The following is a 26,855-nucleotide window of genomic DNA, read 5'->3' on the forward strand; positions in this document are numbered from 1 at the left end:
GAGCCAGTCCATCGATACCGAATTGTCTGTCGACACCATTGTCGTTGGAGGCGGGATGTCGGGTGCGTCGATTGCCTATGAGTTGGCTGAAGATCAAACCGTCGCATTGTTGGAACGCGAATCGACGCTGGCGTTTCACACCACCGGAAGGTCTGCGGCCACCTTCATCGAGAACTACGGAAATCCCGTCATCCGGATGTTGACGGCGGCAAGCCGCGACTTCTTCACCGAACCACGCGAGGGCTTCGAAGCTCCGCTCGCCACATCCTTACCGCTGCTGATCATCGCCGATGACGCGCATGCGGAGACGCTGCGTGAACTACATGGCCAGGCCCTGCTCCAGGGGTGCCATACGGAGTTGGTCGATGGCGCGGTTGCCGAGGAGATCAACCCGTACCTGCGTCCCGGACACACCCGCTTAGCGACCATCGATATGACTCCGATGGAGCTGGACGTTCACGGGCTGCACCAGGGCTACGTGCGCGGGCTGCGCCGCCGCGGCGGAAGCATCGTCAAGTCGGCGCCCATCGTGAGTGGCACCCGTCATCAGGGCAGGTGGGTCCTGAGGGACTCATCCGGACGGCAATTTGAAGCGGAAACCGTCGTGAATGCCGCCGGCGCCTGGTGCGATGAACTTGCGCACGTGATGGGCGCGCAGCCGGTGGGGATCATGCCGCTTCGGCGTACCGCATTCATGGTGTCCGCGCCGCAGGAGAGGTCTGCCGGCTCGATTCCTATGACACTGGACACGTCAGACACCTTCTATTTCAAACCCGACGGCGCCCAGTTCCTGTGCTCGCCCGCCGACGAGACGCTCCAGGCGCCCGGCGACCCCCGACCGGACGAGCTGGAGATGGCGCGGGCGATCGGGATGATCAACGAGGCCACCACCCTCGGTATCCGGACCGTGAATTCCGCATGGGCGGGGTTGCGCTCCTTCACCCCCGATCGCACGCCGGTTGTCGGAGAAGACCCGGATATCGAGGGCTTTTTCTGGTACGCCGCTCAGGGTGGCTACGGCATCCAGATGGCCCCGGCGCTCGCGCGGGTTGGGGCCGCGCTGGCCGCACAGTGCCCGGTTCCACAAGATCTGGCCACTCGCGGAGTGGACGCGGCCATGCTGTCGCCCGGTCGCGAGTCGCTGCGCGCCAGCCGCTAGCGGCCGTCCCGCAGACCCGGACCGCGCCGAGCGAATCCTGTTATCGTCGGCGTCGATGGTGAATATGGATCGGCGCCGGATGATGGCGTTCTCAGGGCTTGGCATGTTGGCAGCAGCGGCTTCTATGCCGCAGGCGTGGGCGCAACCCGCACCACAGAACCCGCCCAACCGGCCGCCAGCGGCACCCCCCACCGGCAAGTACGTCTTCGTCGACGAGTTCGACGGCCCGGCCGGGTCGGCGCCCGACGGGTCCAAATGGGCTGTTTCGAAGGCGCGCGAGTCCATGAAGGACCCGACGTTTTGGGAGCTCCCTGAGAACGTCGGCCAGTACCGCGACGATCGCAAGAATGTCTACATCGACGGCAACTCGAATCTGGTCATCAAGGCCGCCAAGGAAGGCAACACCTACTACGGCGGCAAGATCTACAGCACCACCGAACTTGGTATCGGCTACACCTGGGAAGCGCGTATCAAGTTCAACTGCCTGACCCCGGGCGCGTGGCCCGCGTTCTGGCTCGGCAGCGACCAGGACGGTGAAATCGACATCGTCGAGTGGTACGGCAACGGCAGCTGGCCGGCCGCAACTACAGTGCACGCCAAGGCAAACGGCTCGGAATGGAAGACCCACAATCTGACCCTGGACAGCGGCTGGCACACCTGGCGCACCCAGTGGGACGACAAGGGGATTCGCTTCTGGCGGGACTACACCGACGGGGCGGCGCCGTACTTCGATGTCCCGGCCAACTCCCTGGCGGACTGGCCGTTCAACAATCCCGGACACAAGGCTTTCGCGGTGCTGAACCTGGCCGTGGCCGGATCCGGCGGTGGTGATCCGCGCGGCGGCACCTACCCCGCGGAGATGCTCGTCGACTGGATCAGGGTCTGGTAGCTCAGCTGCCGATCTCGTCTCATCATCGGCGCTCATCGTGCGAGCGGCGGCGTTGCCACGGATACTCGATCCATGGCTGAGGTTACGGATCTTGCACCGATAGGCGCCGTCACCCGGACACAGGTGGGCCGCGAGGCCACCGAGCCGATGCGTGAAGACATCCGGCTGCTGGGCACCATCTTGGGTCTTACGGTGCGTGAGCAGTGCGGCAACGAAGTCTTCGAGCTCGTGGAGCGGGCGCGAGTGGAGTCGTTCAGGGTGCGCCGATCAGAGATCGATCGCGCCGAACTGGCGCAGCTGTTCGACGGCGTCGACATCCACCGAGCCATCCCCGTGATTCGGGCTTTCACCCATTTCGCGCTGCTGGCCAATGTGGCCGAGGATATCCATCGAGAGCGCCGGCGGGCCGTGCACGTCGCCGCGGGCGCGCCGCCACAGGACAGTAGCCTCGCCGCCACGTACCTCAAACTCGATGCCGCACAACTTACTTCGGATCGCGTAGCACACGCTCTCACCGGCGCGCTGGTGTCGCCGGTTATTACCGCTCACCCGACCGAGACCCGCCGACGTACCGTGTTCGACACCCAGCATCGCATCACCGAGCTCATGCGGCTGCGCATGCAGGGACTGTCGCAGACCGAAACCGGCCGGGATATCGAGCACGAACTTCAGCGGCACATTCTCACACTGTGGCAGACGGCATTGATCCGGTTGTCCCGGTTGAAGATTCAAGACGAAATCGCCGTGGGGCTGCGCTACTACCAGGCCTCCTTCTTCGAGGTGATACCTGAGATCAACGCCGAGATCCGCACGGCGCTACGCCGCCGGTGGCCGGATGCCGAGTTGCTCAGCGAGCCGATTCTGCGGCCCGGATCGTGGATCGGTGGTGACCGGGACGGAAATCCGAACGTCACCGCCGAGGTAGTGCATCTTGCGACAAGTAGTGCCGCACAGACGGCGATCGCCTACTACTTCGAACAATTGGTGGCACTGGAGCAGGAGTTATCCCTATCCGTCCGCCTGGTCACAGTCTCCGCCGATCTGATCGCATTGGCCGAGCAGGGCGGCGAAACCGACCGGGCAGACGAGCCCTACCGTCGTGCACTACGCGTCATCCACGCGCGCCTCACCGCGACGGCCGCGAATATCCTTGACCAGCTGCCCGAGCACGGTCTGGATCTTGACCTGATTCCGTACCGCACACCGGACGAACTACTGCGAGACCTCGACATCGTGGACGCTTCGTTGCGCGCGCACGGCAGCGTGGTGCTGGCGGACGATCGACTGCGTACGCTGCGAGAGTCCGTTCATGTCTTCGGTTTTCATCTCAGTGGGCTGGACATGCGGCAGAACTCGGATGTCCACGAAGAGGTGGTTTCCGAGTTGCTTGCCTGGGCCGGTGTGCACTCCGACTACCGATCGCTCTCGGAGCCGCAGCGCATCGAAGTACTTGTCACCGAGCTACGTACCCGCCGCCCCTTGATCGGCGAAGGCGCCGAGCTCTCCGAGCTTGCCCGCAAGGAACTCGACATCGTGGCAGCCGCCGCGCGAGCGGTTCAGACCTACGGCCCCAGGGCGGTGCCCAATTACATCATCTCGATGTGCCAGTCGGTTTCGGACATGCTGGAAGCGGCAATCCTCCTGAAGGAAGCAGGATTGCTGGACGCGTCACGGCCACGACCGTTCTGTCCGGTGGGCATTGTGCCGCTGTTCGAGACAATTGACGACCTACAGCGTGGATCCGCCATTCTCGAAGCAGCCCTGGAGCTTCCGCTTTACCGGGCACTGGTGGCAGCTCGAGGCGAAAGCCAAGAGGTCATGCTCGGGTACTCGGACTCCAACAAGGACGGCGGCTACTTGGCTGCCAACTGGGCCCTGTACCGCGCCGAACTGGACCTGGTGGAATCTGCCCGCAGGAACGGAATCCGATTGCGGCTCTTCCACGGCCGCGGCGGCACCGTAGGACGCGGTGGCGGTCCGAGTTACGACGCCATTCTGGCCCAACCGCCCGGGGCGGTATCCGGATCACTTCGTATCACCGAGCAGGGCGAGGTGATCGCCGCCAAGTACGCCGAACCACGCGCGGCCCACCGCAACCTCGAGACGCTGTTGGCCGCAACCCTGGAGTCGACGCTGCTCGATGTCGAAGGATTGGGAGAGGCGGCGGGCGCGGCATACGAAATACTCGATGACCTTGCCGCGCGCGCCCAAAGCACCTACCGCGAGTTGGTGCACGAAACACCCGGCTTCGTCGAATATTTCAAGGCATCGACGCCGGTCAACGAAATCGGCGCGCTGAACATCGGCAGTCGCCCAACCTCCCGGAAGCCCACCACATCGATCGCCGACCTACGCGCCATCCCCTGGGTTTTGGCCTGGAGCCAGTCGCGGGTGATGCTGCCCGGCTGGTACGGCACGGGCGCGGCGATCGAACAGTGGATCGCCGAAGGTGACGGACGGCTCGAGGTGCTGCAACAGCTCTACCGTCGGTGGCCATTCTTTCAGACGGTCCTGTCCAACATGGCCCAGGTGCTGGCCAAGTCAGACATGGGATTAGCGGCCCGCTATGCCGAACTCGTCGACGATGAAGCACTGCGGCACCGGGTGTTCGACAAGATCGTGGCCGAGCACGACAGAACCATTGCCATGCATCAATTGATCACCGGGCATGAGGATCTGCTTGCCGACAACCCGGCGCTGGCACGGTCGGTGTTCAACCGTTTTCCCTACCTGGAGCCGCTCAACCACCTACAGGTGGAACTGCTGCGCCGGTACCGATCCGGCGATCAGGACGAGCTGGTGCAGCGCGGCATACTGCTCACGATGAGCGGTCTGGCCACCGCACTGCGCAACAGCGGCTGAGATATCAAGCGCCGGAACGTGACTCCCACATGTTGCGCCATTGCGCTTCCTCTTCTTGTTTGTCACGATGCTGACCGGCGGAAGGCTCGGTGAGGGTGATCTCCGGATGCGGCAGTGTGAAGAAGTCGCCTTTGCCTTGTGCCGCACGATGTTGCCCGGTATCGAGGTAGCAGTACCCCAGACCCGAAAGTGCTGCGGTCCGGTCGGACCTCTCGAGATAGTGCAGCACGTTTTGGGCAGCCGCTTTTGCACCGTTCTTGGCAAAGATGGCCGCCTTCGGCAGTGGCCTGCCGGACGGTGATGTCACCGATACGGTGTCACCGATAGCCCAAATGCCCTCATAGGGCGTTTGCATGGTCTGCGCATCGACGCCGATCCATTCCGGCCCGTCGATGGTCACGGACGGCTCGTGAGGCGGTACGAACACCAACAGGTCGAAGCTCACCGTGGTGCCGTCGGCGAACACGACAACCTTTCCGTCCGGGTCGATGCGTTCTGTGGTGTGTTCACCGTGGAAGGTGATGCCGTTGTTCTTGAGTAACTGCACCAGCTGCGGTCCCGCGTAAGGGCCGGCCGAGGGCATCGGGTGCTTCTCCGGGGTGTACACGCTGATTTCGACAGCCGATCGCATGTTCTTGTCGTTCAAGAAGTCCGAGGCCAGTAGGGCGCCCTCATACGGAGCCACCGGACAACGGTAAGGCTGTGAAGTCACCAGGAAGACGATCTTGCTCCCCGAGAAGCCTTCCATCGCGCGCCGGGCATCACCGGCCGCATCGACGCCGTAGTAGTGCACCGCCTCACCTCGTGCTGCTGCTTCACTCAAGCCCGGAATCTTGTCGAGGGCGTTGCGCGCACCGGTGGCGATGATGAGCGCGTCAAAGTCCAGAGCCGATGCGTCGGAAAGGGTGACGGTGCGGGCAATGGGATCGATGCCGATGACGGAACCGGTGACAGTGGTTATCCCCGACAGCGCCTCGGAGCTGGGCCGTATCGGCACACTTGCCGCGTCGCGCCAGCCCCTCATGACCCACGGCAAGGTAAATCCCAGAAAGTGCGCGAAGTCTTCGTCCACGATGGTGATGTCGAGGTCGCCCAGTGGCACCTGCGACTGACGGAATTCGTTGACCACGCTCAGACCGCCGATTCCGGCACCCAGGATGACAACCTTCTTCTTCATGTTCTGCGATCCCTCTTCCTGAACAGGCCCCTATGCGGGCGGTTTGTTTTCACGGACGTAAGACGTGGCGACCCCGCCTGGGCTTAATGCGCCGGGCGCGGGCGCTGCAACTGGGTGAACTCCGGCACACCCGCCAGCACGGTGAGCGCGTCAAGAAGCGCACGCGCGTTGCCGCGCTCCGGCAATGCCGTCAACACAGGGCCGAAGAACGTGCGGCCGTTGATCTGCAACAGCGGGCTGCCGCCGACGTCTCCCAACGCCTGCTGCCCGGACTCATGAGAGGAACGGACCAGTGCATCGAGGGAACTGTCCGATAGCGATTCACGTGACACCCCGTGGGGTGCGACCGCCGCCAGGACCCGGTCCACCAGATATGCGTCGACGGGCATCGACTCATCGAAATACAGTTCACCGAAGCTGAAGTACGCGGTGCGCAGGCCCTGTTGACCCAACTCACGATGGACGCCGGCCATCAGTCGACCCACCTGTCGCGAGTCCTCCATACGTGCTTGTTGTGCGGGCGGGAGCTCCCTGCCCTCATTCAAGACCGCGAGGTTCATCAGCTGCCAATTAATCGATAGGCCCGACTGGTCCGCGAGTGTGTCCAGCCATCGCGCGGTATTCCAGGAGAACGGGCACACCGGGTCGAGCCACACCCTCACGTCGAACGTGTCGGCTTGTGCAGAACCACTGTCTGTGGACATTCGGCGTCTCCCATCACGGCTCACAAACTCGTTCTCCTTCCGTTTATACCATACCCCCTACGGTATATAAGCCCGGGATGAGATTCCGTCCATATACCGTAGGGGGTATGGTATTTGTAGAGTCGATGCGGGCGAAGAGGGCACACGTTGGCGCCGAAAGCATCTGATCTACAACAGAAAGGCGGCCAGAAGGTGCGCACAGCGATAGTTGCGGTGATGCGGCGCGCGTGGGTTGCGGCAGTGGTTGCATGTGCGGTCGGTGTCGGCGCAATCGCCGTGAATCACCTGCGGGGAGCGTTCGGCTCCGAACCCATATTCTCGGCCACCGGCAGCAGCGCACAGCCGCTCGCGCCGTCGGCGATCAAACACGTGCGATACGAGATCTACGGCCCCACCGACACCACGGGTGCGGTGAGCTACCTCGACAAGAACGCGCAACCACAGTCCGCCGATTTCACCACTTTGCCCTGGACCTACACCATCGAAACCACCGTACCCGCGGTTGTTGCCAGTGTTGTGGCGCAAGGCAATAGCGCCGCGATTGGGTGCCGGATCACCGTGAACGGCCGAATCGAAGACGATCAGTCTGCTGACGGGCACCACGCCCAGATCTCCTGTCTGGTGAAAGCCGCATGAACCCTCCTGCTCGAGAACGTCCTGCCTTCATGCGATTTGTTCGCAGATTCGCCATCCCCATTGTGCTGGCCTGGCTACTACTGACCGTGGCGGTGAACCTGCTTGTGCCACCCATTGAATCGGTGGCAAGAGATCACGCGGTGACGATGTCGCCGCGTGACGCGCCGGCGATGATGGCGGCTAAGCACATCGGCGAGAAGTACCACGAATCTGACTCCGACAGCATGGCCATGATCGTGCTGGAAAGCGACAATCCGCTCGACGCATCGGCACACCACTACTACGACAACCTGGTACGCGCACTGCGGACAGACACTGACCACGTTCAGCACGTTCAGGACGTGTGGGGCGACCCGTTGACGGCTTCCGGTGTTCAGAGCCGCGACGGTCACGCCGCGTATGTGCAGCTCAATCTGGCTGGCGACCAGGGCAGCACGCTCGGCAACAAGTCGGTGACAGCGGTCCGCGCAATCGTGGACAGCTCCCCGCCACCGCCGGGCCTCAAGGTTTACGTCACCGGCCCGGCGGCGCTGACCACCGACATGAATGAGGCCGCCGACAAAAGCATGCTGATCATGATGGGCGTGACCGGCGCAGTCATCATGATCATGCTCCTCATCACGTACCGCTCCGTCAGCACGATGCTGCTGGTTCTGGTCATGGTCGGCTTCGAGATGGGCACCGCCAGAGGTGTTGTCGCGATTCTCGGTAACTACGACCTCCTGGGATTCTCGACATTCGTGGTGGCCATGTTGTCCTCGTTGGCGATTGCCGCGGGAACCGACTACGCCATCTTTCTCATCGGCCGCTATCAGGAAGCGCGCCAAGCCGGCCAGGATCAAGAAACCGCGTACTACACCATGTTCCGGGGAACCGCCCACATCATCCTGGGATCTGGTCTGACCATCGCCGGTGCAACGCTGTGTTTGCATCTCGCGCGACTGTCGTACTTCAAGGCCCTCGGCATCCCCTCTGCACTGGGGCTGCTGGTGGTTGTCGCAGGCGCCCTCACCGCGGCGCCCGCCGTCGTCGTGCTCGCAACCAGGTTCGGGCTGCTGGAACCCAAACGAGCCGTGAAAGTTCGGCGGTGGCGGCGTATCGGCACCGCCACCGTGCGCTGGCCCGGCGCGGTGCTCGCCGCCTCACTGGGCATAGCGATCATCGGTATCGCGATCATGCCGACCATGAAGGTCAGCTACAACGACCGGTTCTACATACCGGCCGACCTGCCCTCGAACGTCGGTTACGCGGCCGCTGAACGCCATTTCACCGCCGCCACAATGAATCCCGACATTCTGATGATCGAGAGTGATCACGATATGCGCAACTCCGGCGACATGATCATTCTTGACAAGATCGCCAAAGACGTGTTCCGTTCACCCGGAATCGCCATGGTACAAAGCATCACCCGCCCCTTGGGGGGCCCGATTGAGCACACCTCCATCCCTTTCCAGATCAGCGCCCAGTCGATTCCGATCCAGCAGAATCTTCAGTTCATGAGGGACCGCGCAGCCGACATGCTCACCATGGGTGAGGATCTCGGCTCCATGATCGGCTCCATGGAGCGCATGCGATCCCTGCTGAGCCAGATGGGCAACACAACGCACCGCATGAGCGCGGACATGACAGATGCGACGGCAACACTCAACCAGATTCGGGACCATCTGGCCGACTTCGACGACGTGATACGACCGCTGCGCAACTATCTCTACTGGGATCAGCACTGTTTCGATATCCCGGCATGCTCTGCCATACGTTCGGTGTTCGACGCCATCGATGGCGTCGACACGTTCAGCGACACGATGCGCACACTGACCACAGACGTCGGGGACGCCGACGCAATCATTCCGCAAATGGCGGCCCAATTCCCCCCGATCATCGCCGTGGCCAAGTCCATGCGCGCGAGCCTGCTGACCATGCACAGCAGCTTCTCGAACCTGGTGACACAGATGGCACAGATGACCGACACCGCCAGCGCGATGGGGCAGGCCTTCGACGCCTCCCGGAGCGGCGACTATTTCTATCTTCCACCAGAAGCGTTCCAGAATAAGGACTTTCAGCGCGGGCTGAAGCTGTTCCTGTCCCCCGACGGCACAGCCGCGCGCTTCATCATCACCCACGACAAGGACCCGGCCACCCCCGCGGGAATCTCCTCAGTCATCTCCGAGTTGGAGGCCGCCCATCAAGCTGTCAAGGGAACCTCCCTGACCGACGCCGAGTTCTACCTCACCGGCACCGCCGCGATCTACCGCGACATCCAATCCGGCTCTCGCTATGACCTATTGATTGTCGGAATCGCAGCCGTGACACTGATTTTCGCTGTGATGATGATCATCACACGGGCACTGGTCGCCTCACTTGTCATCGTCGGCACCGTACTGCTGTCGCTCGGCGCTGCGTTCGGGCTGTCGGTGCTGGTGTGGCAGCACATTTTCGGCCTCGAGCTCAACTGGATCGCGCCGGTCTTCGGATTGATCATTCTGCTAGCTGTCGGCTCCGACTACAACCTACTGCTCGTATCCCGATTCCAGGAAGAGATCGGCGCGGGACTCAAGACTGGAATCATCCGTTCAATGGGAGAAACCGGCGGAGTCGTCACTTCCGCGGGGCTGGTGTTCGCGTTCACCATGATGTCCATGGCTGCAAGCGATTTGAGCTCGATCGGCCAGGCGGGAAGCACGATCGGCCTAGGTCTGCTGTTCGACACACTCATCGTGCGCTCACTGATGACCCCGTCCATAGCCGGGCTACTCGGCCCATGGTTCTGGTGGCCGCTGAGAATACGCACCAACCCTATACCCAGGAGGGTATACTGCCAGTAGCTAGGCGCCCCCGAAAGGTAGAGACATGATCGACGATCAAGACAGCATCACCGCGATCCTCAGCAGACTGCGCCGGGCACAAGGTCAGCTCAACGGCGTCATCAACATGATCGAGAACGGACGCGACTGCAAAGACGTGGTGACTCAGCTGGCTGCCGTATCGCGCGCCCTCGACCGCGCAGGATTCAAGATCGTCGCCACCGGGCTGCGGGAATGCATCACCGCCGATCGCAACGGAGACACCGCGCCCATGACCGAGGCCGAACTCGAGAAACTGTTCCTAGCCTTGGCGTGAGCGCGGCGCCTCGCGCCTGCCTTTCTTCGCGGCTCAGATATCGCCCGAGAAATCTGCGGTGAACCAGCGGTCGGGACGGATGGTGAACAGTACGTTCTCGCTGCCGTCGTAGCTGCGCACAAACTCCCGGCCGCCCTCCTCACCGAGGTAGCGGATGGCGATTTCCTCGCGCGCCGCCACCGGGGCCGGCTCAGCGGCCTCCACGACAGTGCCCTCGACGACGACGTACTGATAGGGCAGCTCTTCCTGCTGAACCGTCAGCGTCACCGCCCCGGCCTCCTGGATAAGCCGTGCCTTGCGATTTCCCGCACTCGTGCTGATACGGATGTTTCCACCGGGGACGTAGTCGTACCAGATCGGCACGCTGGCCGGCGGGCGCTCGTTGGCGGCAACCGACAGCACAGCGATGTGCTTGGCCGCAAGAAAATCCTGACGCTCTACTTCGCTGAACTGACGTGGCATGTTGCGTCAAACCCCCCGATCTGTCGGGCTTATTCCCGCACCTAGATTCATCTGGATTTGATCCCCCAAAGCACATTGGCGAGCAAGGCATCCACGAAGTCCGCCGTGAGCGGCTGATCCGGTACCAGCAGCCGGTGGTAGCAAGCGCCCCACAGTTGGTCCACGACGACTTCCGGGTCCGTGGCCGCATCAAGCTGGCCGCGTTCCTGCGCGCGGCGCAGCGCCGCTACCGCAAGTGCGCGCCGCGGACCTGAATATCGTTGTAGAAAGGCCGCTTTCAGGTCAGGATCGAGCTGCGCCTGACCAATAAGCTCCCCGATGATTCCGCCCCCGACCGTGTCACGGATGACGCCGAGGAACGCGCGCAGCTGCACGCGGAGGTCGCGCTCGATCTCCCCGGTATCGGGGAACCCTAATTCCGGTTCAACCTTTCGGAAGTAGCCATCGAGCGCGAGGGCGCCCTTCGACGGCCACCACTTGTAGATCGTCATCTTGCTCGCACCCGAAAGAGCAGCGACCTTCTCGATGGTGAATCCGCTCATGCCATCGGCGAAGAGCAACTCACCCGCCGCCTGCAGCACTTCCTCGCGCACCTCGTCAGCCGGGCGACGCCCTCGTCGCGGCCGCCTCACCGCGTTCCGTTCCGCCTGGGCCACCATCGCCTCCGTCCCCTTGCCAACTATGTGTACGTACCGTACATTATTGATATGTACGGTACGTACACATAATCGATCGGAGGTCGCGCATGAAGATGACGGGCAATACGGTGTTCATCCCCGGAGCCACCAGTGGGATCGGCTTGGAACTGGCCATAGCCTTGCAGGCCAAAGGCAATACCGTGGTCGTCGGCGGCCGCCGCACCGAGCTGCTTGAGCGAATCCGCGCCGAGCACCCCGGCATCTCGGCAGTGCAGATCGACATCTCTGATCCGGCGAGCATCCGCACCGCCGCCCAGCAGGTACTCACCGAGCATCCCGACGTGAATGTCCTCATCGCGATGGCGGGCATCATGCGCGTCGAGGACTGGCACCACCCCGAGTCGTTCCTTCAGTCGGCCGAGGAGATCGTCACCACGAACGTGCTCGGCCCGATTCGGTTGATCGCCAACTTCGTCGAGCACCTACAGGCCCAACCGGAAGCCACCATCATCACGGTGTCGTCCGGGTTGGCCTTCGCGCCGCTGAAGGTCACGCCCAGCTACAACGCATCCAAGGCTGCCATCCACATGCTCAGTGAGACGATCCGGCTGCAGCTCGCGGATACCACCGTCGCGGTCAAGGAACTCCAGCCACCCGCGGTTCGCACAGACCTCATGCCGGGACAGCAAGAGAGTGATTTCGCAATGCCCCTGAAGGACTTCGTCGACGAGGTGATCACCCTGCTGGAGACGCAGCCCGATGCCAACGAGATCCAGGTAGAGCGGGTGAAGTTCCTGCGCTACGGCGAGTCACGCGGCGACTACGACCACGTGGTCGCGACGCTCAACGCCTCCGATCCCCACGCTCGCCAGTAACGGGTGTCGCACACCTCACCTGGATACCTCGCTTCACTCTTGCCAAGATTGAGTGGATGACTGACGAGGCGAGTACCGGCGCACCCGGCACCAAGATCGCGCTGGCGCTGGGCGCCGGCGGGGCCCGGGGTTACGCGCATATCGGTGTGATCCAGGAACTGCGCGAGCGTGGCTTCGAGATCTCCGGGATATCGGGATCCTCGATGGGTGCGCTGGTCGGCGGTTTGGAAGCGGCCGGTGCACTCGACGGATTCACCTCGTGGGCGACCTCGTTGACGCAGCGCGCGGTACTGCGGCTGTTGGACCCGACCTGGACCAGCCCCGGCTTCTTCCGTGCGGAGAAGATTCTGGACGTGGTGCGCGACCTGCTCGGCGACGTCGCGATCGAAGATCTGCCGATCCCTTTCACCGCGGTCGCGACCGACTTGATCGCCGGTAAGTCGGTGTGGCTACAGCGCGGCTCATTGGCTTCTGCCATTCGCGCATCCATCGCGATTCCCGGAATGATCTCTCCACACGTACTCGACGGCAGAGTGCTGGCCGACGGCGGTGTTCTCGATCTGATGGCGGTTGCGCCGCTGGCCGGGGTGCACGCCGAGCTGCGAGTGGCGGTAAGCCTCAGCGGAGGCGAAGAGGTACGCGCCCCGGCGCCGCCGCTGGACCCCGAGCCCCGTGAGCCGCGCGTGACGACGGAGTGGCTGAACCGGCTGCTGCGCAGCACCTCGGCGCTGTTCGAAACCGATGGCACCGAGGCCGCCGGCCAACCCGATCCCGCCGCGAAACTGACGAGCTTCGAGGTGATGAACCGCACCATCGAGGTCATGCAGTCCTCCCTTGCCCGCATGCAGCTCGCGGCACACCCGCCTGATGTTCTCATCGAGGTGCCGCGCAGTGTCAGTCGCAGTCTGGATTTTCATCGCGCTTCCGAGGTCATCGAAGTCGGGCGCCGTTGCGCCGCTGAGGCTCTCGACGCATACGCGAACACGAACTAGCCGTTGCCATCCCGCCCACCAGTCGAATGACTGATGGCCGACCACCGCGCCCGCCGCTAGCATCCAATGAAGAGCGTCAACCGTCCCCGACCGCCCAGCACGCCTCATCCCCTTGGAGGGCACCATGGCCCGCACAGTCTCGCAACTCATCGTCGATACCGTGAAAGCCGCTGGTGTTCAACGTATTTATGGACTTCCCGGTGACTCGTTGAATGGCTTTACCGAGGCTCTGCGCCGCGATGGCACCGTGGAGTGGGTTCACGTGCGCCACGAGGAGGCGGCGGCATTCGCCGCAGGAGCCGAGGCCGCACTGACCGGCACTCTTGCGGTATGCGCTGCCAGCTGTGGTCCGGGCAATCTGCATCTCATCAACGGGCTCTTCGACGCGCACCGCAGCCGCGTTCCCGTCCTGGCAATCGCATCGCACATTCCCAGCGCCGAAATCGGCAGCGGCTACTTCCAGGAAACGCATCCACAGAATCTGTTCGCCGAATGCAGTGTGTACAGCGAGCTGGTGAGCAGCGTTGAACAGCTGCCGTACGTCTTGGACACCGCCATACGGGCCGCACTGGATCAACGGGGCGTGGCCGTCCTGACAATCCCCGGAGACATCCTCAGCGCCAAGACAGACGTGGCACCGCCCTCGGCTCCTATCGTGGCGGGCATCGGGACCCGTCTGCCCGATCCGGAGTCCCTGGAGCGAGCGGTACGTCTGTTGAACGGATCCAACGCGGTCACGATCCTCGCCGGGGCCGGCTGTGAGGGCGCCCATGCCGAACTGCTGGCGGTAGCCCGCACGCTGCAGGCCCCTATCGTGCACACGTTGCGCGGCAAGGAATTCGTCGAGTACGACAATCCGTTCGACGTCGGCATGACGGGCCTGTTGGGATTCCGTTCCGGGTACGACGCACTCGAGGACACCGAGGTGCTGCTGATGCTCGGAACGGATTTCCCGTATCGACAGTTCTATCCACCGAAGGCCACCGTGATTCAGGTCGATATCCGCGGTGAACACATCGGCCGACGTGTCCGGGTGGATGTTCCACTCATCGGTTCGGTGAAAGACACCTTGCAGCAGCTTAATTCGACACTTCTTCCGCATTCCGACGGCAAGCATCTGGAGCGCGCGAAGGAGAACTACACGCGTACGCGGGCTCAGCTCGACCGGCTGGCGGTGGACGATCGCAATCAGACGCCCGTGCGGCCGGAACTGGTAGCGCGCTGGATCGACGAGTTGGCGGACCAGGACGCGGTGTTCATCGCCGATGTCGGTACTCCCGTCATCTGGGCCGCGCGCTACCTGTCCATGAACGGCCGACGGCGCCTGCTCGGCTCGTTCAACCACGGCAGCATGGCGAATGCGGTACCTCAGGGAATCGGGGCCCAGGCATCACACCGCGGTCGCCAGATCGTCACCCTCTCCGGCGACGGCGGGCTGGCGATGATGCTGGGAGACCTCATCACACTGACCCAGTCACAGCTGCCTATCAAGATGGTGGTGTTCAACAATGGCGCGCTCAGCTTCGTAGAGCTGGAAATGAAGGCCGCAGGCATCGTGAACTACGGTACGTCCCTGGATAATCCGGTCTTCGCCGACGTCGCGAAGGCACTCGGGATTCACGGCGTCCGTGTGGAACGCCCCGATCAACTCGACGCCGCGTTGTCGGATGCCTTCAGTCACGACGGTCCGGCCCTCGTGGAAGTGCTCACCGCCCGCCAGGAGCTCTCGATTCCACCGACCATCACGGCGGCACAGGTGGCAGGCTTCTCCCTGTGGGCAACGAGAACCCTGCTGTCGGGCCGCGGCGACGAGCTGATCGACCTGGCCAAGACGAACCTCGGCGCACGCCTGCGCCGTCGGTAAGTCTCAACCACCGCTGCCACGCGGTCCTGGCGCTACCATCGCAAACGCCATGACCGCTCCTCATTCCCCTCCTTCGTTCGTCGGGCGCGACAACCTGCGCGACGCGGTCAGGCGCGTCGCGACCACGACGGATAACCCGCCCAACGTGCTACTCCTGCTCGGGGAGGCCGGGATTGGTAAGTCAGCGCTGCTGCTGGATGCCACCGCAGCTGCCGCGAACGCCGGAGTCCGGGTGCTCTTCGCCGCCGGGAGTCAGCCAGATCTGCTGCATGCCTACACGTCCCTGGCTGAACTCATCTGCCCCTTGAACGAGCACGTCAACGCGCTGCCCAGACTGCTGCGTGACACCCTCAACGATATCCTCGGTATCAACGGCACACCCTCACCACGCAGTCCTGCCGTCATCCGGCACGCGCTCCTTGCTCTCCTGAAATCCGTAGCCCGTGAACGCCCGCTCCTTCTCGCGATCGACGATGTCGACCTTCTCGACCGCGATTCACGTGAAGTGCTGACCTCAGTGTCACGCAGGCTCATCCACACTCCCATCTCGGTCATCATGACCGGCCGACACCGAGATGGGCTGCCGGGCTTCGACTCGGTCATCACCGTCATCGACGTACCGGCGCTGAACGATCGTGAAGCGAGTGATCTCCTCGATACACAGACGCCGCCTCCCGATCGTGGCGTTCGCGGTGAGATCATCCGGTGGGCGGGCGGAAATCCGCTGGCGCTGATCGAAGGGGCACGCTTCTACGGCCTTTCCGGCGCCACGGTGTTCCGCGGAAACAACATGGCCGGATACCGCGGTGCGCATTCCATCTTCTCCATAGAGCTGGCAGCACTCGACGCGACCACCCGGAAACTATTGTTGTACAGTGCCTCTGGTTCGGGATACGAAACCGTGGACGTCATCACCGACGTGGCCGGCTACGGCTCCGACATGTCCGTCTGGAACGATGCGGAAAAAGCAGGGCTGCTGAGTATCACCCCGGATAGGTTGATCAAGTTCTGTCATCCGCTGCTTCGGACCCTCGCCTACACCGATTCAACCCTGACCGAACAACGCGCCGCCCACCTCGCCTTCGGACAATCCCCGTTACTCGACAATGCCTGCCGCGCATGGCATCTGGCTGAAGCAGCGGGCGGGCCAGACGAGGCCATCGCGTCCGCACTGGAGCAGTCTGCGCAGCTGGCCCAGGAGCGCGGAGGCTACCTGGAGGTCACGCGTGCGCTGCAGCGTGCCGCAGAGTTGAGTCCACACGGTGACGACGGTGCGCGCCGGTATGCCCGCGCCGCGGCCGCCGCGAACTTCGGCGGCGATACCGCGTGGGCACTCATCCTCTGCGACAAGGCTTCTCAGCTAACCAATCAACCCGATATCCTCGGTTACGCCTCCCTCACCCGAGGTTCCATCCGGCTGCAATCAGCACAGGCGACCGAGGCCTTCGAATTGGTTCTCCGCTGCATGGAGGGCGCATCGCCTCCGGAGGGTCGGCTGGCCCTTACGCTGGCCTATCTGGGCGCCTCGGCCTCGTACTACTCCGGGGATATCGCACACCGCGAGGCCCTCCAGAAGTGGCTTCCCCGCCTCCCTTTCGACGACACCGAGCAGGAGGAGACACAGGCCGAATTCTTGACGTTCCCGGAGGGCGCCGCCGCCCTGCAGCGCACCTACATCGGCATGTACGCCGATACCGCCTCTTCGGGGCACGTCAGGCCGACATCCTTCGACCGGTGCTGGCTGACACCGCAGGCACCGATCTTGGAACCTTTTCGGCATCTGGTGGTAGGCGTGATGGCTGCCTCCACCGACGATTCCGACCTTGCCGTTCGCCATCTCTCGGAGGCGGTGGAATCCCTCAAAGGCAGTGGAGGCATGCGGGGCTTCACCTACGCGATAGCTCCCCTTTCCTGGGCACTGCTGGACACGGGCCGCTGGAGTCAACTCGACGAGCTCCTTGCCGCCACCACGGACCTGTACGAACTCCACGATCTCGCACTGCTGAGCAGCGAAACAGCCGTGTGTCGTGCGCAGCTGCTCGCGTATCGCGGTGACGTCACGGCAGCGACAGCGATGTTGCGAGGTATCGATACGTCCTCGTCGAGCACGCTGTCAGGAGCTACACGTGCGGCGCTGACGCGCGCACAGGGCTGGACGGCATTCCTCCACAACGACTTCGACGGCGCGTATCAGTATTTCCGCGCGCAATTTCATGCCGACGGGATGCCCACGCACTTCGTCGTATCGCACCGCGGGGTCGCCGAACTGGCCTGGGCGGCCGCGCGCAGCGGCCGCGCCGAGGAGGTCCGGCCGTTGATCGACGCCATCGGAGGCCAATTGGACTCCGCGTCACCCACCCGGATCCGGCTTCTGCATCACCAGGCGATGGCGCTGGTGTCCTCTACCGCGAATGCGGAGAACTACTTCCGGCTCGCGGTAGACGATTCCACCGGAGATCAGTGGCCGATCGAACGCGCGCGCGCCCGCCTGCACTACGGAGAGTGGTTGCGCCGAGCGCGTCGTCCCGCCGAGGCACGTCCACTCCTATCTACGGCCCTGGCGGTTTTCGAGCGCCATGGCGCCGAGGCACTGGCGGCACTCGCCCGTGCCGAATTGCGTGCGGCAGGCGTCGTCTCGAAATCCGTCCGGACCACAGCCGGTCTCGAATCGCTGACCGCGCAAGAACAGCAGATTGTCAGGCTGGTGGCGTCTGGCATGACCAACCGCCAGATCGGCGATCAGCTCAACCTCTCACCTCGCACCATCGCTTCTCACCTGTATCACGTCTACCCCAAGCTGGGGATCAGCCGACGGCACGAGCTGCGCGATCTGATCACGTAGCTGGGCCCGCTCACCGCACCAGTCATATGACTGATGCGCTCATGTCCACGGTGACGCATAGTGCACCCATGACTACCCTGCCCACAGCGGCACTGCAGGTAGCAGAGCTGTCGGCGCTCCCCGAGGGGGCGCCCTACGCCACCACAGTGAGCGGCGTGGACATCGTTCTGATCCGTCAGGACGAGAATGTTTCGGCGCTGTACGGGCGCTGCGCACACCGCGGTGCCCTAATGGCCGACGGCCACCTCGAAGGTGACCTCCTGGTCTGCGGGGTCCACGGCTGGCGTTACGAGGTGGACAGCGGCATCTCACCGGTCAATCCTTCGGTGGCACTGACGAAATTTCCCGCCTGGGTCTCCAACGGCACTGTCTACGTTGATAAATCGGCTGTCTCGGCATTCGCGAAGGTACATCCGGTGTCGTACGAGGACGACGGCTATCAGGGCGCGTGGATCAAACCTTCTGATACCGCGGAGGAGCCCTTCGTCACCCAGATCCACGAGCTCGCCGCCCACGGGCTCGACAGGGTCGGGCATCACGGGACGATGGCGGCGATGGGGGTTCCGCGCGACAAGCTGCCCTCGTGGGATTCGATTCAGCTGGTGACCGGCCAACTGGCTCGTCTGCCCCTGCTGGACGACGAACCCGTCGACACCCGCACGGTGATCGGTCCGGGCGCACGGCGCCCGCTGTCCCTCGACATCCCCCTGTTTGTCAGCGATATGAGCTTCGGGGCACTCTCGCAAGAGTCCAAGATCGCGCTGGCCGCGGGCGCCGATCTCGCCGGAACGGGCATCTGTTCGGGTGAAGGAGGCATGCTCCCCGAAGAACAGCAACACAATTCGCGATACTTCTACGAGCTGGCCTCCGCCAGATTCGGATGGAGCTTCGAGCACGTCAAGAAGGTGCAGGCTTTTCATTTCAAGGGCGGCCAGGGCGCCAAGACCGGTACCGGCGGGCATCTGCCCGGCAACAAGGTCGTCGGGAAGATCGCCGAGGTCCGTGGTCTCGCACCGGGCACCCCCGCGATCTCGCCGGCTCGCTTTCCCGATTGGACATCCCTGGACCAATTCCGCGACTGCGCGAACGAGGTGCGCGAGTTGTCGGGGGGAATCCCGGTCGGCTACAAGATGAGCGCGCAGCACATCGAGCGCGATATCGACGCGGCGCTCACCATCGGCGTCGACTACATCATTCTCGACGGTCGTGGAGGTGGCACCGGTGCTGCACCAATTCTCTTTCGCGACAACATCTCCGTACCGACCATTCCGGCTCTGGCCCGCGCGCGTAGACATCTCGATCGCTCCGGTGCCCGGGAGGTGACCTTGGCGGTGACCGGCGGCATCCGCACCGCGGCCGACATGGTCAAGGCGCTGGCGCTGGGCGCCGACGCCATCGGCCTGTCCAACGCCGCTCTGCAAGCCATCGGCTGTGTCGGCATGCGCGCCTGCAACACCAACACCTGCCCCGTCGGCATCGCCACCCAGAATCCAGCGCTGCGTGATCGTCTGCCCATCGACCTTGCCGCCATGCGATTGCAGCGATTCCTGCAGTCCACCGTCGAGCTGATGACAATACTGGCCAGGGCATGCGGGCATCGCCGTCTTGCCGACCTGGAGCTCGACGATCTCGTCACATTCGACCGCGACTTCGCATACCTCAGCGCAGTCCCCTACGCAGGAGCGATACCACTGTGAGCGAACAGGAACTGATCTGGCACAAGGCGGCTGATCAGGATGCGCTGGATGAGGGTGAGGTGACGGTCTGCCCGGTGGGCCTGAAATCCGTGGCCTTGACCAAACTGCACGGCCGTTTCGGTGCCATCGACAACCGGTGTCCCCACCAGGGCGGTCCGCTGGGTCAGGGCACCCTGGAGAACGACAAGATTCGTTGTCCCTGGCATGGATTCGACTTCGACCCGTTCACCGGAGAGGCAGCCGGTGGACCCGACTTCGATGTGCTGACCTATCCCGTAGACGTGCGCGAGGACGGCGTATACGTGGGCACTCCGCCGCCGGCTCCTCATGTCCGCACGGTCAGCGACGTGCTGATTGAGACCATGACCAACTGGGGTGTGGACACCGTCTTCGGCATGGTCGGACACTCGAATCTCGGTGTCGCCGAGGCGATGCACCGGGCCGAAGGCGACGGCAAGTTGCGGTACTTCGGCATCAGGCACGAGGGCGCGGCAGCCTTCGCCGCCTCGGCATACGGGAAGCTGACCGGACGCCCCGCCGCGTGTTTCGGTATCGCGGGCCCAGGCTCGACGAATCTGTTGACGGGGCTGTACGACGCGAAGGCCGATCGCGCACCGGTGCTGGCCATCTCGGGCAACGTGGATTCATCGGTGGCCGGTAAGGGCGCCTTCCAGGACATCGATCTGCTGGCGGCTTTCGCCGACGTGTCCGTGTATTCGGCAATGGTGCGGTCGGGCTCCGACCACGCTGAACTGATGACCATGGCGCTCAAGCACGCCATCCTGGAGCGCGGTGTCGGCCATCTTGTGCTGCCCGACGAAGTTCAGGTGCTCCCCGCGCCCGACGATCCGGCCGCCGGGCCGCAGGGCCGCATGCCGGATCTGCGGGTGGGCCCACCGGCAGCGGCGCTCGACGCGGCGCTGCGTCTCATCGAATCGGCCACGCGCCCAGTGATCGTGGTGGGCGCCGGTGCGAAATTCGATATGGCGGCCATCGCCGCGCTGGCCGAGCGGCTGAGCGCCCCGGTCCTCACCACCTTCAAGGCCAAGGGTCAGATCTCCGACCGTCATCCGCTCGCCGGCGGGGTGCTGGGGCGCTCGGGTACACCGGTTGCGTCCTGGATGATGAACAAGACCGATCTGCTCTTGGTATTCGGCGCATCGTTCTCGAATCACACTGGCATCTCGCCCTACAAGCCGACCATTCAGGTCGACACCGACCCACTGGCGCTCGGCCGCTTCCGGCCGGTCACGGCGCCGGTGCTCGGTGACGTCGGCGTGACGGCCACGGCCCTGTCCGATGGGCTCCGGATAAACCCGTCGTTAGTCGATCAACGCCCCGAGCTCGCGCAACGCTGGTCGGTATGGCGCACGGAAAAGGCGCGACGAGCCGCCGCCCCCGCACATGGACGGGTACCTGCTGCCGCTGTCTTCCATGAGCTCAACGGCTTGGTGTCCGAAAATGCGGTGCTGACAGTCGATGTGGGAAATCATGCATACTCGTTCGGCCGCTATTTCGAGCCCACCGCACAGTCGGTGCTCATGTCGGGATACCTCGGCTCCATCGGCTTCGGTTTTCCCGCCGCCATGGGCGCCTGGGCAGCGGCCCCGGATCGGCCCATCGTCGCGGTGACCGGTGACGGCGGCTTCGGTCAGTACCTCGCCGACTTCACCACTGCCGTGAAGTACGACATGAACATCACCCATATCCTGCTCAACAACGGCGAGCTGGCCAAGATCAGCGAGGAACAGCGCAGCTCCGAATACGCCGTGTGGCAAACCTCGCTGCACAATCCGTCTTTCGCGGAGTTCGCCCGCGACTGTGGAGCGTATGGCAGGCGCGTGAGCGATGCGGCCGAGCTGAATTCGGCGATTGCCGAGGCGCTCAGCCATCCTGGGCCTGCCCTGGTTGAGATCCTGACGGACCCACGGTCGCACTAGAGGATCTCCTGGGTTATCCACAATCGGCAGTTGGTCCACAACCAGGGTCTGGTGCACGGTGCGGCTCAACAGATTCCCCTAAAGTCGAAAATGTGTTCGATTCATTGGGAGACGCGGATCTGATCGATGTGGTCACGTCGGCACAGCGTGCCGAGGCGCAGGCATGTGCCCGACGCTTGGACGCTATCGGCGTGCTCGTCGACCGGCACGCTGACCTTGACAAGGCCGATGCACGTGACCGTCACCCCCTGGATCGCTGGGACAGGGTTGCCGCCGAAATCGCTGCGGCTCAGGGCATCACGCAGGCATTGGCCTCCAGCCAGATGCGGTACGCCCAGGTTCTGCGGCACCGCCTCACGGCAGTCGCTGAACGCTTCGCCGCCGGTGATCTTGACTTCAGGACCGTCGCACTGATCGTCAACCGGACCGAACTCGTCGACAACGATGCCGTGGTGACCCAGGTCGATACCGCGATTGTGCGGGCCCTGCCCCACTGGGCGCGCTGGTCACATAAACGCATCACCGCGGCACTCGATGCGTTGGTGCTTCGCTTCGATCAGGACGCCGTGCGGCGCAACAGATCCGCCAAGGAGGGCCGGCATATCGAAATCCGCCCCGTCGGCACCGGCGAACCCGTCGTCGAGATCTGGGGCACCCTGCAGGCCACCCATGCCGTCGCGCTGGACAAACGTCTCGATCTTCTGGCCGATACTGTGTGCCCGGCAGATCCACGCACCAAAGCCCAGCGCCGTGCCGATGCGGTCGGCGCGTTGACACGGGGTCTTGATCAGATGCGTTGCACCTGTGGGCGTCCCGACTGCGCTGGACGCGATATCGCCGATGTCGCGGTCGTCGTCAACGTGATCGTCAACCAGTCAACCCTCGATGGTCAAGACGACGTACCCGCCCATGTCCCCGGCTTCGGGGTGCTTGCCGCCGAGCAGGCGCGCACCCTGGCCGCCGGCGCCCGCACTCGGATGCTCGCTGACTCCCAGAGCACCGGATACCGTCCATCCGACGGGCTTGTGGCCTTCGTGCGATCCCGCGACCAGCTCTGCCGATTCCCCGGCTGCGAGGCAGCCGCAGACCGGACGGACACCGACCACACCGTGCCGTGGGCCGCGGGCGGCCCCACCACCGGCGCCAATCTGAAAGCGTTGTGCCGCAAACATCATCTCCTGAAGACCTTCGGCGGCTGGACCGAGATCCAGGAGCCCGACGGCACCGTGCACTGGAAGGCCCCAACGGGGCACACCTACGTCACCACTCCTGCCAGCCGCTTCCTCTTTCCCGCCCTTACCCGGCTACGCACCCGAAAACAGGAACGCGACCGTCGGCACCGCTCGGAACGAAGCCTCAACCGCCACCAACGATTACAACGCGAAGCAGCGCTGTCCGCACTCACCGCCCAAGATCCGCCACCGTTCTAGGGCGCCTTACCTACTCCGGCCAGCTATTGGCCCGGATCAGCTCCACCAGATCCGCCCGCACGAAGGACGGATCGAAATGCGCGAGCACATCGGCATTCATGTTGCCGAACGTACTGTCCGGCCGGTGCCGATTGCCCTCGAAGAAGGCGTTCAGGATTCTGTTCTTGAAGTCGGGCCGCGGGTGTGCGGCGGTCACCGCATCTAAATCTTTGGCAGACAGCGCATCCCGCGCAATGCCGACCACGTCGGTTTCAACCCCGGCAGTAACGAGGGCCACCTCTGGGCTCAAGAACTCCGTAATCCCGGGCGTGGTGTGCAGCGCGATCGCCAACCACACGTTCTGTGCCTCCTGGGCACCCACCCCACGTTCGGTCAGGAAGTCGCGGGCCGCGTTCGCGCCGTCCACCTCGAAACGCAGCTGCGAGTCCCGGAACCGCTCGGTAAGGCCGATGTCGTGGAACATCGCACCGGCGTACAGCATCTCCAGATCAGGTTTCACACCGCGACGCTGACCCTGCAACGCACCGAGCAGATACACCCGGCGGGAATGGTGAAACAGCAGATCGTCCTCGGTGTCGCGGATGTACTCGGTGATCTCACGGACCAGCGGGGTGTCCGGGATCTCGACTCCGGCAATCTCGGTCATGGCATCTCCTCATGTCTGGCGGAACGTGTCCGACGGAACTCGGTCACCTACGAGTCTCTGGCGCAGACACTCGCGGGTGGGAGGTGCGCAACCGCCGTCGATCCCACAGATCCGGACATGTGCACGGCCATGCATCTGCGATCCTGAGGTCATGTCCGATGAGCGGCTCATCACCATCGTCGTGTTCGACGGCATGAAGCTGCTGGACCTGGCCGGTCCCGCTGAGGTGTTCGCCGAGGCCAATCGATTCGGCGCGAACTACCGGTTGGTGGTGGCCTCGGTCGACGGGCAGGACGTGGCGACATCCATCGGGTCAGCGTTCTCGGTGACCGCGACAATCGACTCCATCGAGTCCACGGACACCGTGTTGGTGGCGGGTGGGGATGTGCTGATCGGGCGCCCGTTGGACCCCCCACTCGTGGACGCCCTGGCCCGAATACCCGCACGCTGCCGGCGCATCGCATCCATCTGTACGGGCGCCTTCCTGCTCGCGCAGGCCGGTGTACTCGACCATCGTCGCGCCACCACGCATTGGCGTCATACCGGGCTGCTGCAGCGGGCGTTTCCGAACATCACCGTCGAGCCCGACGCGATCTTCGTCAGAGATGCGGATGTCTTCACCTCGGCCGGGGTGTCCGCGGGTATCGACCTGGCGCTGGCGCTCGTCGAGGACGACTACGGATCAGACATCGTGCGCGAGGTGGCGCGGTCACTGGTCGTCTATCTCAAACGCGCGGGCGGACAGTCCCAGTTCTCGGTCTTCGTGGAGTCGGCGCCGCCTGCGGGCTCGGTGCTGCGTCCGGCAACCGACGCGATCGCCGCCGACCCTGCCGGCGATCACAGTGTCAACAAGTTGGCCGCGCGGGCGGCGCTGAGCACCCGCCAGCTCACCCGGCTCTTCCACACCGAGTTGAGCACTACGCCAGCGCGATACGTGGAACTCGCCCGAATCGATGCGGCCCGCGGCGCCTTGGATGCGGGCAGCACCGTCGCCGAAGCCGCACGAATCGCTGGGTTCGGCAGCCCCGAGACGCTGCGGCGGGTATTCGTCAGCGAGCTGGGAGTCTCACCGAAGGCCTACCGCGACCGGTTCCGAACCGCCGCACGCTAGTGCCCGCGCGCCACCCAATCGTCGTAGTGCACGATCTCGTCACCGATGGTGGTCGTATCGCCATGACCGGTGTAGACCACCGTATCGGCGGGAAGTGGACCAAGACGCCCAGAAATGGACCGCAGGATCGTCGGGAAATCGGAGAACGACCGCCCGGTGGCGCCGGGCCCGCCCTGGAACAGGGTGTCGCCCGAGAACACGGCCCGCAGCTCGGGTGCATACCAACATACCGAGCCCGGCGAATGACCCGGAGTGTGCAGGGCATGCAGTTCCAGTCCGCCGACGGCAAGCACCATGTCGTCCTCTACCGCACGGAAATCCTTGTCCGGATGAGTCATTCGCCACAGCACGTCGTCAGCCGGATGCAACAGCACCGGCGCGTCCAGCGTGTGACTCAACTCAGGAGCGACGGTGATGTGGTCGTTGTGGCCATGGGTACACACCACCGCCACAACATTGCGCCCGGCAACCGCCTCGACGATCGGCTCTGCCGAATGGGCGGCGTCGAAGACCACCACATCGTCGCCCTCGCCGACGATCCAGATGTTGTTGTCGACTTCCCAACTGCCGCCATCGAGTTCGAAGGTTCCGCGGGTCACGACCCGCTCAATGCCACTCATCCGTCGGCCTTTCGCATGGTTTCAGTATTGCGGATCGCCCCAGCACCGATCGATCGCACGCCATGGATCGGCGAAATGCCCACCCATCCCGCGGTACGGCGACTGCGATTTGAGCGCGGCCCACACTATGGGCGCTACCAATCGCAAGGGTGCGCGCCGCCACCCCACCGCGGCACTCGTCTGAGCATGCATCACGGGTAGCGAATGTCGCTGGAAGTCAAGGACTTGTTGAGAACGTTCGGTATCCATCCAATCGGTGACGAACCAGCTCCGATCATCGCCGGGATCGCCCGGGCGTCCCGCGGGAACGCCGCCGACAAGCCCCATCGCGGCCGCCGTTTCGGATGCGACGGCCGACTGCGTGGTGCGATGGGAGCTGTCGCCGCCGATCAGGAAGACCTCGCGTACCTGGCTCGTCGATACCGCGGCGCAAAAGGCCTGTGCAACATCGCGCACATCGACGGTCTGGATCCGGCCGTCCGACGGAAGCACCGCTTCAAACCGCAGCAAGTTGGGATCAATGCTCCACCGAGGTGCCGACGTCAAGACCCCGCCGAGCCGTAGCACAACCCATTCAAGTGCCGACGAAGTCACCAGCTTCTCGGCGGCAACCTTGTTGGCGCCGTAGAGATCACTCGGGTTGACCGGCGTCTGAGCGGTGAGCAGCCCCTTGTCACGATGCGGGTTTCGGGTGCCGTATACCGCGACGCTGGAGGCCAGAATGAAGCGCGGTGCCGATGCGAGCCCCGCGGCGGCGGCTACCAGATGCCCCGTCGCCTCGACGTTGACTGCCTGCGCCAACGCCCGATTCGCGTAACAGAACGGCGGAATCAGCGCCGCGAGGTGAACAATCGCCGCGGGCGCTACGGATTCGATCAATGCCGTGACCTCGGCGACGGATGTCAGGTCAGCCCAGTGCACCCGCACTCCGGATGGCAGACGTTCCGCGCTCCGCAGGTTCGCCGGTGTGCGCAGATCAGTGGCGGCCACGGCGTAACCCCGTGCCGCGAGGACATCCACAACAGCGGACCCCACCAGGCCGAACGCGCCGGTCACCAGAACACGATCACCGGTCACGCCAACCTCCAAATAGACAAGTGTCCAGCCCCTAAATGCTTGTGGCCGAGGCCATATATGCGACCTACCGCACCTACTATTGCCTAAAACCAGACACCTGTCCAGAATGGCCATGCG

General features: G+C 63.9%; 21 protein-coding genes. 14 read left to right on the forward strand and 7 right to left on the reverse strand.

Going from position 1 to position 26,855, the window contains the following annotated elements; translation table 11 throughout:
* Nucleotides 1-55: 55 nt before the first annotated feature.
* From RHO23_RS20350 to ppc, 3 genes are all read left to right on the forward strand, one after another.
* Nucleotides 56-1,159, forward strand: coding sequence for an NAD(P)/FAD-dependent oxidoreductase (locus tag RHO23_RS20350; RefSeq protein WP_423489265.1), 1,104 nt, complete (start codon nucleotides 56-58; stop codon nucleotides 1,157-1,159).
* Between the two features lie 55 nt (nucleotides 1,160-1,214).
* Nucleotides 1,215-2,048, forward strand: a complete 834-nt coding sequence (locus RHO23_RS20355) for a glycoside hydrolase family 16 protein (RefSeq protein ID WP_030097571.1) — start codon at nucleotides 1,215-1,217, stop codon at nucleotides 2,046-2,048.
* A gap of 72 nt (nucleotides 2,049-2,120) precedes the next feature.
* Nucleotides 2,121-4,910, forward strand: coding sequence for a phosphoenolpyruvate carboxylase (ppc, locus tag RHO23_RS20360; protein ID WP_070924007.1), 2,790 nt, complete (start codon nucleotides 2,121-2,123; stop codon nucleotides 4,908-4,910).
* Between the two features lie 4 nt (nucleotides 4,911-4,914).
* Here the strand turns inward: ppc and RHO23_RS20365 are convergent, their stop codons facing one another.
* The gene (locus RHO23_RS20365) at nucleotides 4,915-6,087 is read right to left on the reverse strand and encodes an NAD(P)/FAD-dependent oxidoreductase (RefSeq protein WP_423488242.1); all 1,173 of its coding nucleotides are present in this window, start codon (nucleotides 6,085-6,087) and stop codon (nucleotides 4,915-4,917) included.
* A gap of 83 nt (nucleotides 6,088-6,170) precedes the next feature.
* Entirely contained in the window at nucleotides 6,171-6,791 is a 621-nt protein-coding gene (locus RHO23_RS20370; RefSeq protein WP_423488243.1) for a hypothetical protein, read from the reverse strand.
* 216 nt (nucleotides 6,792-7,007) lie between these two features.
* Between RHO23_RS20370 and RHO23_RS20375 the strand changes: the two genes are divergently transcribed.
* Genes RHO23_RS20375 through RHO23_RS20385 form a run of 3 tightly spaced genes read left to right on the forward strand, consistent with a single transcriptional unit; the run spans nucleotide 7,008 to nucleotide 10,544 of the window.
* The gene (locus RHO23_RS20375) at nucleotides 7,008-7,427 is read left to right on the forward strand and encodes an MmpS family transport accessory protein (RefSeq protein WP_423489266.1); all 420 of its coding nucleotides are present in this window, start codon (nucleotides 7,008-7,010) and stop codon (nucleotides 7,425-7,427) included.
* Nucleotides 7,428-7,456: 29 nt separating this feature from the next.
* Nucleotides 7,457-10,249 carry an RND family transporter gene (locus RHO23_RS20380; protein ID WP_423488244.1) on the forward strand — a complete coding sequence of 931 codons (2,793 nt, stop codon included), beginning with the start codon at nucleotides 7,457-7,459 and terminating at the stop codon, nucleotides 10,247-10,249.
* 25 nt (nucleotides 10,250-10,274) lie between these two features.
* Entirely contained in the window at nucleotides 10,275-10,544 is a 270-nt protein-coding gene (locus RHO23_RS20385; protein ID WP_030097577.1) for a metal-sensitive transcriptional regulator, read from the forward strand.
* A gap of 33 nt (nucleotides 10,545-10,577) precedes the next feature.
* Here the strand turns inward: RHO23_RS20385 and RHO23_RS20390 are convergent, their stop codons facing one another.
* Both RHO23_RS20390 and RHO23_RS20395 read right to left on the reverse strand, forming a co-directional pair.
* Complete coding sequence (locus RHO23_RS20390) at nucleotides 10,578-11,006, reverse strand: pyridoxamine 5'-phosphate oxidase family protein (protein WP_057967607.1); 429 nt, start codon at nucleotides 11,004-11,006, stop codon at nucleotides 10,578-10,580.
* A 47-nt stretch (nucleotides 11,007-11,053) separates the two neighbouring features.
* Nucleotides 11,054-11,599 carry a TetR/AcrR family transcriptional regulator gene (locus tag RHO23_RS20395; RefSeq protein ID WP_227457885.1) on the reverse strand — a complete coding sequence of 182 codons (546 nt, stop codon included), beginning with the start codon at nucleotides 11,597-11,599 and terminating at the stop codon, nucleotides 11,054-11,056.
* 152 nt (nucleotides 11,600-11,751) lie between these two features.
* Between RHO23_RS20395 and RHO23_RS20400 the strand changes: the two genes are divergently transcribed.
* The 7 genes from RHO23_RS20400 to RHO23_RS20430 all read left to right on the forward strand — a co-directional run bounded on the left by RHO23_RS20400 (nucleotide 11,752) and on the right by RHO23_RS20430 (nucleotide 23,284).
* Nucleotides 11,752-12,519, forward strand: coding sequence for an SDR family oxidoreductase (locus RHO23_RS20400; RefSeq protein WP_423488245.1), 768 nt, complete (start codon nucleotides 11,752-11,754; stop codon nucleotides 12,517-12,519).
* 56 nt (nucleotides 12,520-12,575) lie between these two features.
* Nucleotides 12,576-13,511, forward strand: a complete 936-nt coding sequence (locus RHO23_RS20405; RefSeq protein ID WP_096505020.1) for a patatin-like phospholipase family protein — start codon at nucleotides 12,576-12,578, stop codon at nucleotides 13,509-13,511.
* 124 nt (nucleotides 13,512-13,635) lie between these two features.
* Complete coding sequence (gene poxB / locus RHO23_RS20410; RefSeq protein WP_423488246.1) at nucleotides 13,636-15,375, forward strand: ubiquinone-dependent pyruvate dehydrogenase; 1,740 nt, start codon at nucleotides 13,636-13,638, stop codon at nucleotides 15,373-15,375.
* A gap of 49 nt (nucleotides 15,376-15,424) precedes the next feature.
* A complete protein-coding gene (locus tag RHO23_RS20415) occupies nucleotides 15,425-18,217 on the forward strand; it encodes an AAA family ATPase (RefSeq protein WP_423488247.1) in 2,793 nt (930 codons plus the stop codon).
* A 68-nt stretch (nucleotides 18,218-18,285) separates the two neighbouring features.
* Entirely contained in the window at nucleotides 18,286-19,914 is a 1,629-nt protein-coding gene (locus tag RHO23_RS20420; protein ID WP_423488248.1) for a glutamate synthase-related protein, read from the forward strand.
* Entirely contained in the window at nucleotides 19,911-21,854 is a 1,944-nt protein-coding gene (locus RHO23_RS20425) for a thiamine pyrophosphate-dependent enzyme (protein ID WP_423488249.1), read from the forward strand. Before RHO23_RS20420 ends, RHO23_RS20425 begins: the two co-directional genes overlap by 4 nt.
* A 92-nt stretch (nucleotides 21,855-21,946) precedes the next feature.
* Complete coding sequence (locus RHO23_RS20430; protein ID WP_423488250.1) at nucleotides 21,947-23,284, forward strand: DUF222 domain-containing protein; 1,338 nt, start codon at nucleotides 21,947-21,949, stop codon at nucleotides 23,282-23,284.
* Nucleotides 23,285-23,294: 10 nt separating this feature from the next.
* On the opposite strand, the gene RHO23_RS20435 is transcribed toward RHO23_RS20430, so the two are convergent.
* Entirely contained in the window at nucleotides 23,295-23,930 is a 636-nt protein-coding gene (locus tag RHO23_RS20435) for an HD domain-containing protein (RefSeq protein ID WP_423488251.1), read from the reverse strand.
* Between the two features lie 151 nt (nucleotides 23,931-24,081).
* On the opposite strand from RHO23_RS20435, the gene RHO23_RS20440 reads away from it, so the two are divergent.
* Nucleotides 24,082-25,041, forward strand: coding sequence for a GlxA family transcriptional regulator (locus RHO23_RS20440; protein ID WP_423488252.1), 960 nt, complete (start codon nucleotides 24,082-24,084; stop codon nucleotides 25,039-25,041).
* Here the strand turns inward: RHO23_RS20440 and RHO23_RS20445 are convergent.
* Nucleotides 25,038-25,661 carry an MBL fold metallo-hydrolase gene (locus tag RHO23_RS20445; protein WP_064410019.1) on the reverse strand — a complete coding sequence of 208 codons (624 nt, stop codon included), beginning with the start codon at nucleotides 25,659-25,661 and terminating at the stop codon, nucleotides 25,038-25,040. The two genes, RHO23_RS20440 and RHO23_RS20445, sit on opposite strands and share 4 nt — an antisense overlap.
* A gap of 21 nt (nucleotides 25,662-25,682) precedes the next feature.
* Nucleotides 25,683-26,738 carry an NAD-dependent epimerase/dehydratase family protein gene (locus tag RHO23_RS20450; RefSeq protein ID WP_423488253.1) on the reverse strand — a complete coding sequence of 352 codons (1,056 nt, stop codon included), beginning with the start codon at nucleotides 26,736-26,738 and terminating at the stop codon, nucleotides 25,683-25,685.
* Nucleotides 26,739-26,855 lie beyond the last annotated feature (117 nt).

It is taken from the genome of Mycobacteroides sp. PCS013 (assembly GCF_049532645.1).
In the GTDB taxonomy this organism is placed as follows: domain Bacteria; phylum Actinomycetota; class Actinomycetes; order Mycobacteriales; family Mycobacteriaceae; genus Mycobacterium; species Mycobacterium gwanakae.

Bases quoted from the DNA above. Each gene is read 5' to 3' on its own strand.
- poxB (WP_423488246.1), top strand. From the start codon at position 13,636: ATGGCCCGCACAGTCTCGCAACTCATCGTCGATACCGTGAAAGCCGCT.
- RHO23_RS20390 (WP_057967607.1), bottom strand. From the start codon at position 11,006: ATGCCACGTCAGTTCAGCGAAGTAGAGCGTCAGGATTTTCTTGCGGCC.
- RHO23_RS20370 (WP_423488243.1), bottom strand. From the start codon at position 6,791: ATGTCCACAGACAGTGGTTCTGCACAAGCCGACACGTTCGACGTGAGG.
- RHO23_RS20375 (WP_423489266.1), top strand. From the start codon at position 7,008: ATGCGGCGCGCGTGGGTTGCGGCAGTGGTTGCATGTGCGGTCGGTGTC.
- RHO23_RS20385 (WP_030097577.1), top strand. From the start codon at position 10,275: ATGATCGACGATCAAGACAGCATCACCGCGATCCTCAGCAGACTGCGC.
- RHO23_RS20420 (WP_423488248.1), top strand. From the start codon at position 18,286: ATGACTACCCTGCCCACAGCGGCACTGCAGGTAGCAGAGCTGTCGGCG.
- RHO23_RS20355 (WP_030097571.1), top strand. From the start codon at position 1,215: ATGGTGAATATGGATCGGCGCCGGATGATGGCGTTCTCAGGGCTTGGC.
- RHO23_RS20440 (WP_423488252.1), top strand. From the start codon at position 24,082: ATGTCCGATGAGCGGCTCATCACCATCGTCGTGTTCGACGGCATGAAG.
- RHO23_RS20415 (WP_423488247.1), top strand. From the start codon at position 15,425: ATGACCGCTCCTCATTCCCCTCCTTCGTTCGTCGGGCGCGACAACCTG.
- RHO23_RS20350 (WP_423489265.1), top strand. From the start codon at position 56: ATGTCGGGTGCGTCGATTGCCTATGAGTTGGCTGAAGATCAAACCGTC.
- RHO23_RS20400 (WP_423488245.1), top strand. From the start codon at position 11,752: ATGAAGATGACGGGCAATACGGTGTTCATCCCCGGAGCCACCAGTGGG.
- RHO23_RS20365 (WP_423488242.1), bottom strand. From the start codon at position 6,087: ATGAAGAAGAAGGTTGTCATCCTGGGTGCCGGAATCGGCGGTCTGAGC.
- RHO23_RS20380 (WP_423488244.1), top strand. From the start codon at position 7,457: ATGCGATTTGTTCGCAGATTCGCCATCCCCATTGTGCTGGCCTGGCTA.
- RHO23_RS20435 (WP_423488251.1), bottom strand. From the start codon at position 23,930: ATGACCGAGATTGCCGGAGTCGAGATCCCGGACACCCCGCTGGTCCGT.
- RHO23_RS20445 (WP_064410019.1), bottom strand. From the start codon at position 25,661: ATGAGTGGCATTGAGCGGGTCGTGACCCGCGGAACCTTCGAACTCGAT.
- RHO23_RS20405 (WP_096505020.1), top strand. From the start codon at position 12,576: ATGACTGACGAGGCGAGTACCGGCGCACCCGGCACCAAGATCGCGCTG.
- ppc (WP_070924007.1), top strand. From the start codon at position 2,121: ATGGCTGAGGTTACGGATCTTGCACCGATAGGCGCCGTCACCCGGACA.